General features: G+C 67.2%; 15 protein-coding genes and 1 pseudogene. 14 read left to right on the forward strand and 2 right to left on the reverse strand.

Annotated elements, in window-relative coordinates:
• Positions 1–126: 126 nt before the first annotated feature.
• The gene (locus ACGFJ2_RS09110) at positions 127–3,390 is read right to left on the reverse strand and encodes a discoidin domain-containing protein (protein WP_393466366.1); all 3,264 of its coding nucleotides are present in this window, start codon (positions 3,388–3,390) and stop codon (positions 127–129) included.
• Between the two features lie 237 nt (positions 3,391–3,627).
• On the opposite strand from ACGFJ2_RS09110, the gene ACGFJ2_RS09115 reads away from it, so the two are divergent.
• From ACGFJ2_RS09115 to ACGFJ2_RS09175, 13 genes and pseudogenes are all read left to right on the forward strand, one after another.
• Complete coding sequence (locus ACGFJ2_RS09115) at positions 3,628–4,614, forward strand: LacI family DNA-binding transcriptional regulator (protein ID WP_357942400.1); 987 nt, start codon at positions 3,628–3,630, stop codon at positions 4,612–4,614.
• A gap of 143 nt (positions 4,615–4,757) precedes the next feature.
• Positions 4,758–6,107 (forward strand): extracellular solute-binding protein, encoded by a 1,350-nt coding sequence (locus tag ACGFJ2_RS09120; protein WP_357942402.1) that lies wholly within the window; start codon positions 4,758–4,760, stop codon positions 6,105–6,107.
• A 5-nt stretch (positions 6,108–6,112) separates the two neighbouring features.
• Positions 6,113–6,979: a sugar ABC transporter permease gene (locus tag ACGFJ2_RS09125; protein ID WP_358177871.1), complete on the forward strand. Its 867-nt coding sequence runs from the start codon at positions 6,113–6,115 to the stop codon at positions 6,977–6,979.
• A complete protein-coding gene (locus ACGFJ2_RS09130; protein WP_393466371.1) occupies positions 6,976–7,908 on the forward strand; it encodes a carbohydrate ABC transporter permease in 933 nt (310 codons plus the stop codon). The genes ACGFJ2_RS09125 and ACGFJ2_RS09130 overlap by 4 nt, the downstream gene beginning before the upstream one ends.
• Positions 7,909–7,911: 3 nt before the next feature.
• On the forward strand, positions 7,912–9,432 hold the full coding sequence (locus ACGFJ2_RS09135) for a glycoside hydrolase family 13 protein (RefSeq protein ID WP_393466374.1): 1,521 nt from the start codon (positions 7,912–7,914) through the stop codon (positions 9,430–9,432).
• Entirely contained in the window at positions 9,429–9,956 is a 528-nt protein-coding gene (locus ACGFJ2_RS09140; RefSeq protein ID WP_393466377.1) for a carboxymuconolactone decarboxylase family protein, read from the forward strand. The genes ACGFJ2_RS09135 and ACGFJ2_RS09140 overlap by 4 nt, the downstream gene beginning before the upstream one ends.
• A gap of 48 nt (positions 9,957–10,004) precedes the next feature.
• Complete coding sequence (locus ACGFJ2_RS09145) at positions 10,005–10,382, forward strand: hypothetical protein (protein ID WP_357942412.1); 378 nt, start codon at positions 10,005–10,007, stop codon at positions 10,380–10,382.
• A gap of 145 nt (positions 10,383–10,527) precedes the next feature.
• Positions 10,528–10,902 carry a hypothetical protein gene (locus ACGFJ2_RS09150; protein ID WP_393466380.1) on the forward strand — a complete coding sequence of 125 codons (375 nt, stop codon included), beginning with the start codon at positions 10,528–10,530 and terminating at the stop codon, positions 10,900–10,902.
• A 198-nt stretch (positions 10,903–11,100) separates the two neighbouring features.
• Positions 11,101–11,607, forward strand: a pseudogene (locus ACGFJ2_RS09155) (IS5/IS1182 family transposase); the annotation flags it as partial.
• Between the two features lie 181 nt (positions 11,608–11,788).
• The gene (locus tag ACGFJ2_RS09160) at positions 11,789–12,028 is read left to right on the forward strand and encodes a TrfB-related DNA-binding protein (protein ID WP_357942416.1); all 240 of its coding nucleotides are present in this window, start codon (positions 11,789–11,791) and stop codon (positions 12,026–12,028) included.
• A 14-nt stretch (positions 12,029–12,042) separates the two neighbouring features.
• Entirely contained in the window at positions 12,043–13,086 is a 1,044-nt protein-coding gene (locus ACGFJ2_RS09165) for a hypothetical protein (protein WP_358177881.1), read from the forward strand.
• A gap of 721 nt (positions 13,087–13,807) precedes the next feature.
• Positions 13,808–14,965, forward strand: a complete 1,158-nt coding sequence (locus tag ACGFJ2_RS09170) for a hypothetical protein (RefSeq protein ID WP_393466383.1) — start codon at positions 13,808–13,810, stop codon at positions 14,963–14,965.
• Positions 14,966–15,173: 208 nt separating this feature from the next.
• Positions 15,174–15,551, forward strand: a complete 378-nt coding sequence (locus ACGFJ2_RS09175; protein WP_357942422.1) for a nuclear transport factor 2 family protein — start codon at positions 15,174–15,176, stop codon at positions 15,549–15,551.
• Between the two features lie 328 nt (positions 15,552–15,879).
• Here the strand turns inward: ACGFJ2_RS09175 and ACGFJ2_RS09180 are convergent, their stop codons facing one another.
• A complete protein-coding gene (locus ACGFJ2_RS09180; protein WP_393466387.1) occupies positions 15,880–16,347 on the reverse strand; it encodes a DoxX family protein in 468 nt (155 codons plus the stop codon).
• A gap of 51 nt (positions 16,348–16,398) precedes the next feature.
• Here ACGFJ2_RS09180 and ACGFJ2_RS09185 point away from each other — a divergent pair, with 51 nt between their 5' ends.
• On the forward strand, positions 16,399–17,175 hold the full coding sequence (locus ACGFJ2_RS09185) for a hypothetical protein (protein WP_393466390.1): 777 nt from the start codon (positions 16,399–16,401) through the stop codon (positions 17,173–17,175).
• Positions 17,176–17,179: the final 4 nt, after the last annotated feature.

The raw sequence follows: 17,179 nt of genomic DNA on the forward strand, positions 1-17,179 counted from the left end.
CCTTGGGGACTTCGTCACGGCGGGCCGTTTTCTCCCGCTCCCCCGAAGGGGGTATCTCCCAAGGGACCCCAGCCACCACGCGACCGTCAACGGATCGAGACGGTCGCGTGGCGGACCCCCGGGTTGTCAGGGGTTGACCGTGATCGTGAAGGTAGACGTCGTGTTCTTGATGTTCTGCGCGTTGTTACCGAACCGCAGATTGTTGAACGTCACAGCCCCCACAGCCGGCCCCTGATCCGGCTCAGGCAGCTCATTGGCCCAGACCCCGAAGCCGGACTTGGCGTCGAAGGCATCACCACTCTTCTGAGCCCCACTGATCGACACATTCGTGAAGATCGTGTCCTTGACCGGGTTCTGCGGCTGGTTGCCCACGTAGTTCGTCTGGAACATGATCCCGTGGTAGGTCGGATCGACGATGTCCAGGTTGCTGACCCTGATCCCCTGGAACACCTTGGAAGCGGAGAACACCCACATCGCCGGGAAGGTCTGCTGCCCCCAGAAGTGGCCACCGGCCCTGACCAGCGAGATGTTCTCGAAGCTCGTGGGCGGGCTGGCCCCGAAGCCGAGCATCTGGATGCCGAAGTCCAGCGAGCTGATCGTGACGCCCGAGTAGACCAGCGTGTCGGCGACGTAGATGTTCCGGAACGTGTTGGCGTACCCGCCGTAGACCGCCACACCAGCCGCCCGCCAGGTGAGCAGCGAGGTCAGGTTCTCGAAGACGTTGTCCCGCTGCTCGCCGTTGTTGATGTCGATGGCCGAGAACAGCGCGAAGCTGTCGTCGCCCGTCGAGCGGGCCTCGATGTTCGTGACCAGGTTGCCGGTGCTGCCGTTGGTCATGTTGACGCCGTCCGCGAACGTGTCGCGGATGCGCGAGTTCTTGATCGTCATGTTGTCGGTGTTGGTGCCCCAGAGCAGGCACATCTGGTGCTCCACCCAGATGTTGTCGATCACCATGTTCGCCACATTGGCCAGGTCGAAGACCTTGCCGGGTCCGTCGTTGCGCGAGGTGTAGTTGCCGAAGGAGGCGAAGTTCGCGAACGTCGACCCGTTGGCCGTGGCGTCCGCGCGGAAGCCGGTGTCGGTGTTCTCCTGGCCCGCCGGTGAGAGGAACCTGGTGAACCACGGCCCGGCCCCGACGACCTTGACCGCCTTGCCGTACACCTGGAACTTACTGGCCGTCTGGTAGTCGCCGGCAGGCAGGTAGACGCCGACGAGCGTGCTGTCCTGGCGCGCCTTGTCGAGCGCGTTCTGCACGTCCTGGTGGGTGAAACCGGCCGGTACGGCATAGTGCGCCGGGTCCGGGTTCGGGATCTGCGTCACCTGCTCCAGGTCGACGAAGTCGATCGTGTACGCCGAGCCGTTGGCCGCGTCCTTCTGCAGCTTGATCTTGTGTCCCGCCTGGACCGTGGTGCCGAGCAGCAGGTTGGCCTCGTCGTAGATGTGCCTCGGCGCCCCGGAGCCGGGGGAGTTGCCGGGGCTCGACTCGGGGCCGTAGAGCCAGGCGTAGCGGGAGGTCAGGTCGATCGTCTTGAGGAAGGTGCCGTCGACGTAGACGTTCAGCGTCGAGCTGTTCCCGCCGCCGCCCGCCGCGTCCGGGATGGAGAACCGGGTGACCAGCGTGTTCGTGGCCGCCCTGGTGGTGAACTCGACGTAGGAGCCGTTCGTCCCCAGTGTCACCGCCCGGCGGCCGGACGCCTCGCCGGCCAGGTCGCCGACGGTCCTGTTCGGGCCGATCCGGGTGGCGCCGCCGCCGATGGCCGCGTCCTCGGCCTCATAGGTGTCGTACGGCATGTGCGCGCCGCGCCCGACGAACAGCTGTTGCGTGCTGGTGTTGTTGGCCCGCTTGACCGGCAGTTCGTTGGCGTCGTCGGCCAGCACCACCTTGACCGTGTACTTGCCGTTGGCGGCGGTCCAGGTGCCGAGCCCGGCCGGTCCGGCGGTGGCGCCCGGTGCGATCGCGCCGCTGGTGGCGCCGGTCAGCGTCTTGACGACGGTGCCGGACTCGTCGGAGACGGTCAGCGTGATGCCGTGGGAGCCGCCGCTGGAGGCGATGGTGCCCTGGTTCTTGATCCCCACCGAGAACGTCACGGTGTCGCCCTGGCCGGGATTGCCCGGCGTCCAGGCCACCGGCGCCGCGATCAGGTCGGCGGTGTCGACGGGTTTGACGGTCAGTGAGGCGGTGGCCGTGTTGTTGCCCTCGTTCAGCTCGACGACCTTGCCGTCCTCGTCGACCTTGGCGCTCACCTGGTAGGTGCCCGCGTCCCGCGCGCCGATGGCGCTCGACACGGTGGCCGAGGCCCCGGCGGCCAGGGCGCCCACGTTCGCGGTGCCCGCCTTGACGCTGCCCAGGTAGAAGTTGACGGAGGTCGCGGCGGAGGGGGCGGTGCCGGCGTTCTTCACGGTGGCCGACAACGTGACCGCGTCGGTCTCGACCGGAGAGGCCGGCGACGAGGTCAGCCCGCTGACCGTGAGGTCGGGGTTGGCCGACGGGGTGCCGAAGACCTGGAACTCGGCGATCTGTCCGCCGGGCGCCCCCGAGTTCGCGGTGATCTTGAGCTGCACGTCCGCGACCTTGGCCGTCACCGGGATGGTCACGGAGTTCCCGGTGGCCGGGTCGAAGGTGTAGACGGCCTGCGCCACCAGGCTCGACAGGCCGCCGGCGCTCTGCTCGCGGCCGAGCACCTGGATGGTCTGCGTACGCCTGGCCCAGGCGGGGTCGGGGTTGAGCTTGAGCACGATGGAGGTGAGGTCGGCGTTCGCGCCGAGCTGCACGGTCAGCGTGCCGGGGTAGGCGGCGCCTTCCCAGTACGTCTGGACGTTGCCGTCGTTGGCGTTGGCCGCGACGTAGGTGTGGGTGTGCGACGACTCGGTGATCGGCTTGCCGGTCGCCAGGTTCGTCGCGTCACCGGGATCTTGGCCGCCTGCCTGGCCGTACACCTCGAACTCGGAGAGCTGACCGGCGGGCCAGGCGCTGTTCGCGGTGATCTGGAGGCGTACGTAGCGCGTGGCCGAGGCGCTGACGGGGATCGTCGCCGTGGGGTTGAAGGTGTAGGTGGCCGCGTCCTTGATGGTGCTGAAGCTGGTCCCGTTCGCGCTGCCCAGCACGGTGAGCGTCTGCGTACGGCTGGGCCAGCCGCTCGGAAGCTTGAGCGTCAGCTGGTTCACGGTGGCGGCCGAGCCGAGGTCCACCTGCACCCACTGCGGGAAGGCGTTGTTGGCCGACTCCCAGTAGGTCGCCTGGTTGCCGTCGGTGACGTTGGGGGCGGGATAGACGTCGGTGAAGCTGCTCGCGGTGGCGGTCTTGCCGGCGGAGAGGTTGGTGTCGGCCGCCCACGCGGGGGCGGCCAGGACTCCGATGACTAACGCAAGGGCGGCTAGGACAGCTCTCATGGGGGATGGCCCTTCGAGGAAGACGATGGCCGAACCATAAGATGTCCAGCAGATAGCAGCAATATTTCGACGACATTTCGCAAAGAATTGACTGGCAAGTGCAGGCTTCTACCCACCGAGACGGCTGGTCAGAGCGTTAGAAGCGCTGAATATCGGCGGCGACCGGCCGCAAGCAGCGTACGTCGGATCCACGTAAGCGGTTGCAAGTGCTTGCGTGATCGGCCTTATAGTTTGCGCATGACACGACGACTCGCAGAGGTGGCCAAGAAGGTCGGGGTGAGCGAGGCGACCGTGAGCCGCGTGCTCAACGGTAAGCCCGGGGTGTCCGAGGCGACCCGCGAGGCCGTGCTGACCGCGCTCGACGTCCTCGGCTACGAGCGCCCCACCCAGCTGCGCGGCGACCGGGCCCGGCTGGTCGGCCTGGTGCTGCCCGAGCTGCAGAACCCCATCTTCCCCGCGTTCGCCGAGGTGGTCGGCGGGGCGCTGGCCCAGCAGGGCTTCACCTCGGTGCTCTGCACCAGGACGGTCGGCGGCGTCTCCGAGGCCGACTACGTCGATCTGCTGCTCCAGCAGCAGGTCAGCGGCGTGGTCTTCGCCGGGGGCCACTACGCGCAGGCCGACGCCTCGCACGCCCATTACGCGCTGCTGCACGAGCGCAAGCTGCCCACGGTCCTGGTCAACGCGGCCGTCGCCCATCTCGACTTCCCCCAGGTGTCGTGCGACGACATCGTGGCCGCCGAGATGGCCCTGGCCCACCTGCGGGCGCTCGGTCACGAGCGCGTCGGCATGGTGCTCGGGCCGAAGGACCACATGCCGTCGCGGCGCAAGCTGGAGACGTTCCTCGCCGGTGGGGGCGATCCCGAGCTGGTCGAGCACACGATGTTCTCGCTGGAGGGCGGGCACGCGGCGGCCGCGAGGCTGGTCAGGCGGGGCGTGAGCGGCGTGATCTGCGCCAGCGACCTGCTCGCGCTCGGCACCGTCCGGGCCGCCCGGCGCGCCGGGCTGGCCGTGCCGGCCGACGTGTCGGTCATCGGCTTCGACGACTCGGCGCTGATGAACTGCACCGACCCGCCCCTGACCACGGTCCGCCAGCCGATCGACGCGATGGGCCGGGCCGCCGTGGACCTGCTGGTCGCCCAGATCGACAAGGCCGTGGTCCCCGCCGACGAGCTGCTGTTCGAGCCGGAGCTGGTCGTACGCGCGTCCACCGCACGCAAGGCGTAGGCGCTGAACCCCGCAACCTGCAGTAGGTCGCTGAACGCGACCTACTGTGATCCAGTCGTTATCTTGCAATACACAGTCGTAATATTGCGGAGATCGGTCGGCGAACCTATGGTGTGGGCACCTCGCATTAGAAGGGTCAGCCCATGCAGAAATCCACAGGACTGTTAGTCGTCACCGTTCTCGGCCTGTCCGCCACGGCCTGTGGTTCGGGCGAGCCCGCCAAGTCGACGGCGGGCGGAGCCGCCCCGGTGTCGATCACGGTGGCCTGCCAGCCGGCGAAGTCCGCGCCCAAGGAGCGGCAGGCTTGGGACGACGACGTGGCCACGTTCATGAAGGCGCACCCCGGCGTGACGGTGAAGAGCACGGACCAGCAGCCGTGTTACGACCCCAAGACGTTCGGGCCCAAGCTGGCGGGTGGCCAGATGGAGACCGTCTTCGTGGTGCCCGTGACGAACTACAACGACGTGATCGGCCAGGGCCAGGCGCTGGACATCACCCCGTACACCAGCGAGATCAAGAACTGGAACGACCTGCGCCCCGACGTCAGGCAGCTGGTCACCAAGGACGGCAAGGTGTACGGCGTGCCGAACGTGCACTACGGCGTGGGCCTGGTCTACAACCGCGCGCTGTTCACCAAGGCCGGGCTCGACCCGAACACCCCGCCCAAGACGTGGGCCGAGGTCCGCGAGGCGGCCAAGAAGATCGCCGGACTCGGCGCCGGATATGTCGGCTACGGCGAATACTCCGGCGGCAACACCGGCGGCTGGCACTTCACCCAGGCCATCTACGGCCGGGGCGGCAGCATGGTGACCGACGACGGCAAGAAGGCCGCGTTCAACTCGCCCGAGGGCAAGGCCGTGCTGCAGAACCTGCACGACATGCGCTGGGTCGACAACAGCATGGGCAACAAGCTCCTGGTCGGCTGGGAGTCGCTGATGATGGCGATGGGCAGCGGCAAGGTCGGCATGATGCTCGGCGCGCCCGACGTGGTCACCGACGTCGTCAACAAGTTCAAGGGCAGCGTCGCCGACTACGGCATCACCGGTTTCCCCGAGGCCAAGGCATCGCTGAGCGGCGGCGAGGCGTACATGATCAACCCGAAGGCCACCCCCGCCGAGGCCAAGGCCGGACTGGAGTGGGTCGACTTCCGCTTCAACACCGCGGGCAAGGGCCGGTTCGACTTCGCCCGCGGCAAGACGCTCGGCAACCCCGTCGGCGTACCCGACAACGACGTCTACGGCGACTCGGCCACCGGCAAGGCGATCAAGCAGGACCGCACGGCGAACGCCACGCTGCCGGTCGCGAACTACCAGCCGTACGTGGACGCCGCCGCCACCATTCCGCCGAAGGCCGAGCCGGTGCACGCCCAGGAGCTGTACGCCATTCTCGACGTGGCCATGTCGGGCGTGCTGAGCCGCCAGGACGCCAACATCGACAGCCTGCTCTCCGACGCCGAGACCAAGGCCAACTCGATGCTGGCGACCAAGGGCTGACCTGAATGCGTGTCCTCAGGCGCAATCTGACGGCCTACGGGTTCCTGTGCGCGGCGCTGGCGTGCTTCGCGGTGTTCGCGTGGTACCCGATGATCAGGGAGTTCGTCCTCAGCTTCCAGAAGACCACCCTGGTCAACCCGCCCACCTGGGTGGGACTGGACAACTTCCTGACCGTCGTCCAGAACCCGGCGTTCGGCAAGGCGTGGCTGAACACCGTGGAGTTCACGGCACTCGCCCTGCTCTGCGGCTACGCCGTGCCGTTCGTCATGGCGCTGGTGCTCAACGAGTTGCGCCACGCCCGGGCCTACCTGCGGTTCGTGGTCTACCTGCCGGTCATGCTGCCGCCCATCGTCGCGGTGCTGCTGTTCAGGTGGTTCTTCGATCCCGGGCCCGGGCTGTTCAACCAGCTGCTCGACTTCTTCCACCTGCCGGCGCTGGCCTGGCTCGACTCCTCCTCGACCGCGCTGATCTCCCTGGTCATCGTCGCGACCTGGATGAACATGGGCAGCGCGACCCTGATCTACCTGGCCGCGCTGCAGAACATCCCGCCCGAGCTGTACGAGGCGGCCGAGCTCGACGGGGCCGGCATCTTCAAGCGGATCAGGCACGTCACCATCCCGCAGACCCGGCTGATCCTGCTGCTCATGCTGATGCTGCAGGTCGTGGCCACCATGCAGGTGTTCATCGAGCCGTACATGCTCACCGGCGGCGGCCCGGAGGACGCCACGATGACCGTCGCCTTCCAGATGTACCAGTTCGCGTTCACGCTCCAGGACTACGGCGCGGGCGGCGCGCTCGGCATGATGCTGATGATCGTGCTCCTCGCCTTCGCGGCCTTCCAGCTCCGGCTCACTCGGGAGGACAAAGCATGATCTCCGTCGGTGCCCGGGCGTCGGCTACCGGGACGCGGCGGGAGAAGAGAGCGCCCAAGCGCATCGAGGTGCAGTTCAGGACCATCGTCTCGCCGCACCAACTCAACAGCCGATGGGGACGGCGCATCTACTGGACCGTCCTGATCGCGGTCGTGACCGGCTCCACCCTGGTCTTCGTCTTCCCGCTCTACTGGATGATCACCGGCGCCATGAAGACGGGCGAGGAGATCGCCCAGATGCCGCCGACCCTGCTCCCCGCCCATCCCACGTTCGACGCCTTCATCGAGGCGTGGGACCTGTTCGACATCGGCGTACTGCTGAAGAACACCGCGTTCTACGCGCTGGGTGCCTGGCTGTTCTCCATGGCCGTGGACGTCGCGGCGGCGTACGCGCTGTCGAAGCTCCGGCCGATGTTCGGGAACGTGGTGCTGGGCGCGATGCTGGCCACGTTGATGATCCCGCCGATGGTGGTGATCATCCCGCTGTACGTCACGATCGTCGACCTGCACCTGCTGAACAACGCCTGGGGCCTGTGGTTCCCCGCGGCGGCCAACGGATTCAACATCTTCCTGCTCAAGCGCTTCTTCGACTCCATCCCACGGGAACTGGTCGAGGCGGCCCAGATCGACGGCGCCGGACCGCTGCGGGTCCTGTGGTCGGTGATCCTGCCGATCTCCAGGCCGATCCTCGGCGTGGTCTCCATCTTCACCATCGTCACCGCCTTCAAGGACTTCCTGCTCCCGCTGCTGGTCATGACCGACAGCGAGAACATGACGGTCAGCGTCGGCCTGTCGCAGACCGCCGGCGCGGTGAGCCAGAACCAGATCATGGGCGGCCTGGTCATCTCCAGTATCCCGATGATCATCGTTTTCTTCATCTTCCAACGGCACATCATGGCGGGCCTCACCGCCGGGAGCATTAAGGGATAGCGCATGTCGCAAACGTGGTGGCGGGGGGCCGCGATCTACCAGGTCTACCTGCGCAGCTTCGCCGACGGCAACGGTGACGGCATCGGCGACCTCGCCGGGCTGCGCTCACGCCTGCCGTACCTGAAGGATCTCGGCATCGACGCCATCTGGCTGAACCCGTGGTACCCGTCGCCGATGGCCGACGGCGGCTACGACGTGGCCGACTACCGGGGCATCGAGCCGGTGTTCGGCACGCTGGCCGAGGCGGAGACGTTCATCCAGGAGGCGCACGAGCTCGACATCAAGGTCATCATCGACGTGGTGCCGAACCACAGCTCCACGGCGAGCGCCTGGTTCCAGGAGGCGCTGACCGACCGCGAGGCCAGGGACCGGTTCTGGTTCCGCGACGAGCCGAACGACTGGCAGTCGATCTTCGGCGGACCCGCCTGGACGCAGGTCGCCGACGGACAGTGGTACCTGCACCTCTTCGCCCCAGAACAGCCGGACTTCAACTGGGACAATCCGGCGGTCCACCGCGAGTTCGAGGACGTGCTGCGCTTCTGGTTCGAGCGCGGCGTCGACGGCTTCCGGATCGACTCGGCGGCCCTGCTGTTCAAGTCGGACACCTCGTACGAGGACCTCGACGAGGTGCACGAGGTCTACCGGCGCTGGCGCGAGGTCGCCGACGAGTACGGCGACCGGGTGCTGATCGGCGAGGTGTGGCTGCCCGACCAGGAACGCTTCACCCGCTACCTGCGTCCCGACGAGCTGCACACCGCCTTCAACTTCGACTTCCTGGCCTGCCCGTGGGAGCCCGCCGAACTGCGCCGGGTCATCGACCTCACGCTGACCACGCACGCGCCGGTCGGCGCCCCGCCGACCTGGGTCCTGTCCAACCACGACGTCACCCGCCCGGTGACCAGGTACGGCCGGGCGGACACGACGTTCGCGCACGGCGGGCGCCTGCACGGCATGCCCTCCGACCCGGAGCTCGGCCACCGCCGGGCCAGGGCGGCGGCCCTGCTGGCCATGGCGCTGCCCGGCAGCGTGTACGTCTACCAGGGCGAGGAGCTCGGCCTGCCGGAGGTCGAGGATCTGCCCGACGAGCAGCGCCAGGACCCCATGTACCACCGCTCGGGCGGCACCAACCGGGGCCGGGACGGCTGCCGGGTGCCGCTCCCGTGGGCGGGCGACGAGCCGCCGTTCGGCTTCGGCTCTGGTGAGGCTCCCACCTGGCTGCCGCAGCCCGAGAGCTGGCGCAAGGTCACGGCCGAGGCCCAGTCGGCCGACCTAGGCTCGATGCTCAACCTCTACCGCACCGCGCTCGCCCACCGCCGCGACCTCCTCGGCGACGGCACGCTCACGTGGCTCACGATGGGACCGGACGTCCTGGCCTTCACCCGGGAGTCCGGCCTGACCTGCGTGTCCAACCTCGGCACGGCTCCCGTACCGCTGCCGCCGGGCCGGGTGCTGCTGACCAGCGGACCCCTGGAGGACGGCGCCCTGCCGTCCGACACGACCGTCTGGCTAACATCGCTGGCGTGAAACGCCTGCCGTCCAAGCCACCCGCCCACCTCGACGCCGACGCCCTGGCCCTCTACGAGAAGATCATCGCGGGCCCGCGCGGCACCTCGATGCTCGACGACGCGGGCGGACTGATCGGCCCGTTCAACGCGATGCTGCTCAGCCCTCCGGTGGGCGACGCGCTGCAGGAGCTCGGCGCGGCGATCCGTTACCGCTCCATGCTGAGCTCCCGGGCCAGGGAGATCGCGATCCTGGTCGTGGCCGGCCACTGCGACAGCGCCTTCGAGCAGCGCGTACACGAGGAGATCGGGCGCGGGCTCGGCCTGACCGACGACGAACTCGCGGCACTGCGCACCGGCGCGCCGCTGGACCTGCCGGATCCGGAGGAGGCCGCGGTGCTCGGCGTCACCAGGGCGCTGGTGGCACGGGCCGACCTTGACGACGCGGAGTACGCGCGGCTGGGGGAGCGCGTGGTGTTCGAGCTGACCACGCTGGTCGGCTACTACACCACCCTGGCACTCCAACTGCGCGTCTTCCGCGTCTAGGCCGTTGCGCCGTCCGAGCCGTATGTTGAGATCAACGAAAGGGACAACATGCATCGAACGGCCACAACCTGCCTGACACTCGCTTTCGCCGCCATCACCGCCGTCCCCATCTTCGCCGCTCCAGCATCGGCCGCCGCTCCGGCCGCGACCGCGGCCGCGAAGCCGCCGAACGTACGCGCGTGCTTCGACGGGAAGTGCAAGATCACGATCACCAAGGCGGTGAAATTCCGCATCTCCAGCCGGTACGGCTTCACCCGGCTGTCCATCGCGCGAGTCGGTTCCGGAATGGTGAAGGTGCAGGGTACGGGGCCCGGCGTCTCCTCGACCGTGGTGCTCGGCTCGGGCGGCCGGGGGACGATCAACAACCTGTCCGTGAGGGTGTCGGTCACCCAGAAGTCGGCGACCGTCCGCCTCGCCCCACGCTGACCCGACGGCTATTGCACCACGCTGGCACTCCAGCTGCGTGTCTTCCGCGTCTCGGCGTTCTTCGCGTCACTACCCTTGGTAGCTGATCAGTCACATCGGGTCGCTTGACCTCGCGAAGACCATCGAAAGGGACAACATGCATCGGATGGCCACAACCTGCCTGGCGCTCGCCGCCGCCACCGTCGTCGTCTCCGGCGCGCCCGTCGCCGCGGCTCCGGCTTCGGCCGCGACCGTGGTGGCGAAGACGGACGACGACGTCAGCGAGTGCTTTGACGGTAAATGCAAGATCACCATCACCAAGCCGGTGAGCTTCCCCGTCTCCAGCACCCTTGGCTTCACCACGCTGTCGATCGCGCGCATCGGCGCCACGGTAAAGGCCGAGGGGACGGGGCCCGGCGTCTCTTCGTCCACGCAGCTGAGCGCGGGCGGCAACGGCTCGGTCGGCGCGCTGACCGTACGAGTGCTGTCGATCACCGCGAACTCGGCGACCATCCGCCTCGCACCCTCCTCACCCCGCTGACCACCCGCGCCCGGCCATCGTCAGGCACGTGTGCTGGGCGCGTAGGGCGCGAGCCCCTTCGCGGCTGGCTCGCCCAGCATGCGCGTTCAGCCAGGCGCTCAAGTATGCCGCCGGATGGCTGCGGCACATGCTCGCCGCTCTAAGAGGTGCTAACAGAATGAAGTTGGCCGCATCCTCACGGCGATGATGGTCGTTGTAGTGACCTGCTGGCGTCGGCTGCGGGACTGGCATCAGGCCGGAGTGTGGGACCGATTACACCAACTCCTCCTGGTCGAACTGCATGCGGCCGGCCAGTTGGACTGGTCCAAGGCGGTGATCGACAGCTTGCACGTCAGGGCGCTCAAAGGCGGCCCAAAACCGGACCGAGCCCGGTCGACCGCGCTAAACCGGGCTCGAAACACCATGTCATCGCCGACGGCGGCGGGCTCCCGCTCGCGCCCCAACCAGCTGTACGCCGACCGCGGGTGCGACCATGACAAGTGCCGTCGCCTGGTCTGGCGGATCGGCATCAAGCCCGTCATCGGCCGCCGCAACACTCCACACGGCTCTGGGCTGGGCGTGCATCGATGGGTCATCGAACTCACCCTGGCGCTGCTGCACTGGTTCCGCAGGCTGCGGATCCGCCGGGAGGTCCGTGACGGCATCCACGAAGCCTTCATGACCTTGGCAGTCGCGATCATCTGCTGGCGCCGCCTCACCCGCTGATCATTCTGTTACCCGACTTGGTTCACGATCAAGGATTTTCCACTGGCGCGTCACTGTGACCTGCAGGTTCGTGGCTTGTGGCGGATAAATATACGCACTAACACGAGGCCATAAGGCGGCCCGATGTCGCATATGACAACCCTTGGTTGTCATGACAACCCTTGGTTGTCATTATGGACTCGTGATCAAGCACATCGAATCGGCGGCTCACGCTGCACTCCTCGCCGAGCTAAAGCAGGTCCGCGCAGCAGCGATCGAGCACGCCCACGCGGCGCGGGAGCTGTCCCGGCAGCGCCGCCGGCTGATCGACGCATTGCTAGCCGAGGGCTTCTCGCAAGCCGATCTAGCCAGAGAACTGGGGGTGACTCGCCAGGCGATCCAGAAGATGGCCGCGGCCGGTCAGGACGGGCCGCACCGATGATTCGACAGCGCGGGGTGGTCTACGACGTCGGACGTTCGATGGGCTCGCTGTCCATCAACTGGCGGCCCGACTACACACAGGCTCTGATGCGCCGGGAACTGGACATCATCCGGACCGACCTGCACGCCAACGCCGTGCGACTGGGCGGCCGTGCCCCCCGCCGCCTGCTGGCGGCCGCCGACTACGCGACATCCATCGGCCTCAACGTGTGGCTTGGCCCCGAGTTGTGGAACGCCACGCCGCAGCACACGCTGCGCTACATCACCGAGGTCGCCGCCGCGGCTGAGCCGCTGTTCCGACGCCGGCCGGACCGTCTGACCTTCAGCATCGGCAACGAGCTCACCCTGCTTATGCGCGGCATCGTGCCAGGCCGCAGCCATGCGCAGCGCAGTCGTTCACCACGCCTCCGCGAAGTTGTGCTGTCCCGGCAGGACACGCTACGCGCATTCCTGGCGGAGGCGGAAGCCTCGGTACGTCGCGTCTACAGCGGCCCGGTCAGCTACAGCGCTCTGCCGTTCGAGCGAGTCGACTGGGACCATTTCGACGTTGTCGGCGTCAATTATTACCGCCAGCAAGCCTCCACCACCGACCAGTACCTGGCCAAGATCAGCCGGCTCCATGCCACAGGGAAGCCTGTCGCCATCACTGAACTCGGGTTCGCGGCCTGCCGGAACGCCGACGACCCCGAATTCCTCAGCACCTTCAACGCGGCACCATTGTCCCTGCTGGGAATGCATGTACCAGTCCTGAGGCAGCTCATCCGGCCGCGGGTGCGGACGGTACACCACCGAGATGAACAGGCTCAGGCCAGGCTCCTCATCGACCAGCTCCAGCTGCTCGACCATGTCGGCGTCGACCGGGCGTTCGTCATGAGCTTCAGCTTCCCGCTCGCGCCCTACAGTGAGGACCCGTGCCACGACCTCGACGCCACGGCACTCAGTATCGTCCGCGCCCTCCGTCGGGGCCAGCACGGCACGACGTATCCCGACGTTGGCTGGGAACCCAAAGAGTCTTTCCATGCCGTTGCGCGCTATTACCGCCAGCAAGAGGCCGGATGACGTTCTCCGCGCCGGCCCAGGTGACCGCCTCAGCTGTCCGAGCCGCTGAGTTCGCACAGATCGAGTGTCAGGCCGGAACCACATCATTACCGCCGCCGACCTTCTCTCAGGCGACCTGCACCAAGCACTCGACTGTGTGCACAGCGATCCCGCTGCGCACTAATTGAGCCAACTCAGGGCCTGCGCATCCACTGGGAGATCCGAGACGACATCCACGAGGCCTTCATGACCCTCGCCGCCGCGACCACTGCTCGCGCCGCCTCACCCGCTGATCATTCTGTTAGGAGTTCTAAGCACCCAGCGCGGCCAAGGTTTCCCGGAGCCAGCCATCGGGGCGGCCGAGCTGGTGACCGCCGGGGTACGGCTGATCGCCGTCCCGGACGCCGGCCACAACATCATGATCGACAACGTCGAGGTGTTCACCCGGGAGGTGAGCGGCCTTCTCGCGAGATCGTGAGCAGGTTGACCGGCCCGCCGGCCCGCCGCAGTGCCGCGCCTCGAGTCACACCCGCCTTCATCTACTCATACCTACGGCAGGCACGGCCGCCACCGCCTGGAACGGTCCCGGTAGGCACCAAATTTCGGGCAGGTCTGGGGAGTTCTCCCGAGCGGATCGGGATCCTTCCATGAGGCTCGGCACCGGAGACCGCAGGGGCGTCGGGGGACGTTCACACGCCGCGGTCCTCAGGTCATTTCCGGAATGCCCGGAAGGGGATTGCACGTGCCTCAACCATGCTCACGCCAGACCGCGGGGGCCATCGCCCTGACGCTGGCCGCCTCCGGCAGCGCGGTGGTGATCCAGCCGCTGGCCCCGGCCATAGCCGCAAGGGTCAACGCCACCTGCGTCAACACGGCCACCGACGCCAGGACCATCCAGGCCGCCATCGACGCCTCCAAGGAGGGCGACGAGGTGGTGCTCAAGGGCCCGTGCCTGATCAACAGGACCATCACTCTCCGCGGCCGCCGGACGTACCGGGGCGACGCCAAGGCCGGAACGGTGATCAAGCAGGCCGACGGCGCGAACCTGCCCGCCATGCTGGCCTCGGAGTCCTGGGTCACCGACCAGGCGTACAGCTCCGACCCCGTACGCATCGAGCGCCTGACACTGGACGGCAACCGCGACCACAACACCGGCACGGTGGGCCTGATGCTGCGCTCGTGGGACAGCCGGATCTATGACGTGGACATCCTCGGCACGCCCAGCGACGGCATCCGCGTCAGCAACCCGTCCAAGAACGGCACCCGGCTCCGCAACACCATGGTCAACAGCGTGATCAGCGACGTCTACATCGAGCGGGCGGGCGGCTCCGGCCTCAAGGTGGTCGACCCCGGCAACGCGGTGACCGACTGGACGTTCCAGCGCTCGTGGATCGGCTTCAGCGGCGAGAGCGGCGTCGACGCGGAGAACTCGGCCGGATGGACGTTCAGCGACCTGCACCTGTACGCGACGCCGAAGCACGCCATCGACGCCCACCGCTGCTTCGGCACCTCCATCCGCAACAACTACATCGAGGACTTCGGCACCAAGGCCGCCGCGAGGCAGACTTATTACGGCATCCGCTGCGACCTCCAGGGCGAAGCCGGCACCACGATCTCCAACAACCGGATCCACAAGTTCGGCAACATGACCCAGTCGAGGACGACACAACAGGACGCCCGCTTCGTCTTCCTCGCCCTCGACGATGTGAACTACGGCAAAGGACACGCCGCCGTGACGGGCAACACCATCCTCGGCCACGGCACCAGACAGGAGACCGGCCTGCTGTTCAGGAGGGGCAGGGGCAACGCGCTGTCCATCGCGTCGACCGGCAACCTGGTCGACAACGTCGGCATCCCACGCTCGATCGGCCCCGGCGTACGGCTCACCAGCGGGTACTGACCGTCCCGGCCATGTAGCTGGCGGCAGACGCTCGACCCGCGCCGCCTCGGCGTCGTGTCGTTCGAGTACGTGGCGCCGCGCACCTAGGGAAGGGCAAGTCCTTCCCAGAGGAGGCGCGCGTTCTCCCTGACGTGCTCGACCCACATGACCATAGGATCTTGATCGTTCGGCTCGGAGAACGGCTGGCAAGGCGGAGAAACGAGGCGGAATGAGGCCACAAGCCGAGGCGATACGTGACATCGAGCGGCAGCGCCTGCGTTCACTGGTCACGGGAGACATGGAAGTCGCGGACGTTCTGCACGCGGATGACTATCAGCTGATCACTCCGCGCGGCATTGCGCTGTCTAAGGCGGAGTACCTGGGCGAAATCGCTTCGGGACAACTTCGCTACCAGGTGTTCGAGGCCGTCTCGGACATCGTCGTACGCAGCAGCGACGAGATGGCCATCCTGCGGTACCGCGCGCGGATCGACGTTTCCGCGGATCACGGAGATCTGCTGTCCCTTACCTGCTGGCATACCGATTGCTATGAGCTGCGCGAGGGACGCTGGCAGGCCGTGTGGTCTCAGGCGACCACAGTGGACTGATCTCTTCAGGGCATCCTCCCTGAGCCCAGTGGTGAAGCGGCACGCCCGCTGAGCTGACCTTGGTGACAGAAACGGCTTGCAGGTATCGCGAGTGGCCACCCGGCGTCAATCCAAGGTTGACGATAGCCAATCGTCAACCTATGGTTGACGCATGACGTGCGCAAGTAGTTCGCGTTCCAGAAGAATGCTGTGCCAAGGCCCCTCATGAAAGACGGGCGCCCGGCCTTTTCCGCAGCCTTCCGCTTCACCCTTGTCGCCCTGATCCTGATCGCCATGGTGATCGGAGCGCTGTGACGAAGCGAACGCGGCCGTCCCCGCCTGGAGGAGGTCAGGCGGCCAGCGCGCGTATGGTCATGAGGGCGACCACCAGTGCCAGGACCAGGACGTCGACGGAGATCATCGTAACCGGGTCGGCGACCCGCACTCTGCTGACGATCGCGCCGATCATCAGCACGATCAGGCCGATGGACGCGGCCAGGCCGAGCACCGGCAGTGAGAGTCCGACGAGGAGGCCGACGCCGCCCGCCGCCTCACAGAAACCGATCGCGCGCCACAACTCTGGCTTGACGCCCAGATGATCGCGAATGGCCAGCGACTGTGGAACGCTCCCCAACTTCATCCCGCCCGTCACGATGAACAGGAGGCCGAGCAGTATCGACAAGACGATGGTCGCGATGAGCATCGAAGTTCTCCAGGAATCGGCGGGTGTGTCCTGACCGCTGTCGATCATCGACCTCAACGCGGACAACTTTGGCGAAAGTTCCAGGCATTTCGAAATGGACCGATCGCCGATCATGTCTGGATAGCGTCCTTCTCGCTTGATCATCCACTTTCATGGGGGAACAGAATGAGAAGAACGCCGATGTACATCGGTGCGCTGGCGCTGGCGAGCACGATGGCCGTGGCCTCGGTCTCGCCAGCGGCCTGGGCGGAGGCGAAGCGCTCCTCGGCGGCGGTGAGCGCCGACCGTACCGTATGGCTGAACCCCGGTCAGACGTTGAAGGCCGGCGACTCCGTACGCTCGGCCAACGGCGCCTATGGCCTGCACCAGCAGGAAGACGGCAACCTGGTGCTGTACCGGGGGAGCACGCCGCTGTGGAGCAGCCAGACCGGCGACAGCCCCGGCGCGTTCGCCGCCATGCAGACGGACGGCAACTTGGTGGTCTACCGGGGGAGGACGCCCCTGTGGGCGTCCAACACCGGAGACAGCCCAGGTGCCCGCCTCGCGGTGCAGGACGACGGCAACCTGGTGATCTACGACGGCAAGACGCCGGTGTGGAACCGCCATGCCACGATCAGCGTGCTCGCCCCGGGCTACGCGCTCAAGCCGAACCAGTACGTCCGCTCCCGCAACGGCGACTACCAGCTCGTCCAGCAGGAGGACGGCAATCTGGTGCTCTACCGCGCCCGCCGGGCCCTGTGGAGTTCCAAGACCGGAGGCAACCCCGGGGCCGTCACCCAGATGCAGAAAGACGGCAACCTCGTCGTCTACCTGGGCAAGACGCCGCTGTGGAACTCCGAGACCGGCAAGAACCCCGGGGCGAGACTCGAAATGCAGGACGACGGTAATGTCGTCATCTACGACGGCAGGACGCCGCTCTGGTCCACGAAGACGGGCCGGTAGCCCG

Origin of the sequence: Nonomuraea sp. NPDC049028, assembly GCF_043197735.1 — a bacterium.
Taxonomy (GTDB): Bacteria; Actinomycetota; Actinomycetes; order Streptosporangiales; family Streptosporangiaceae; genus Nonomuraea.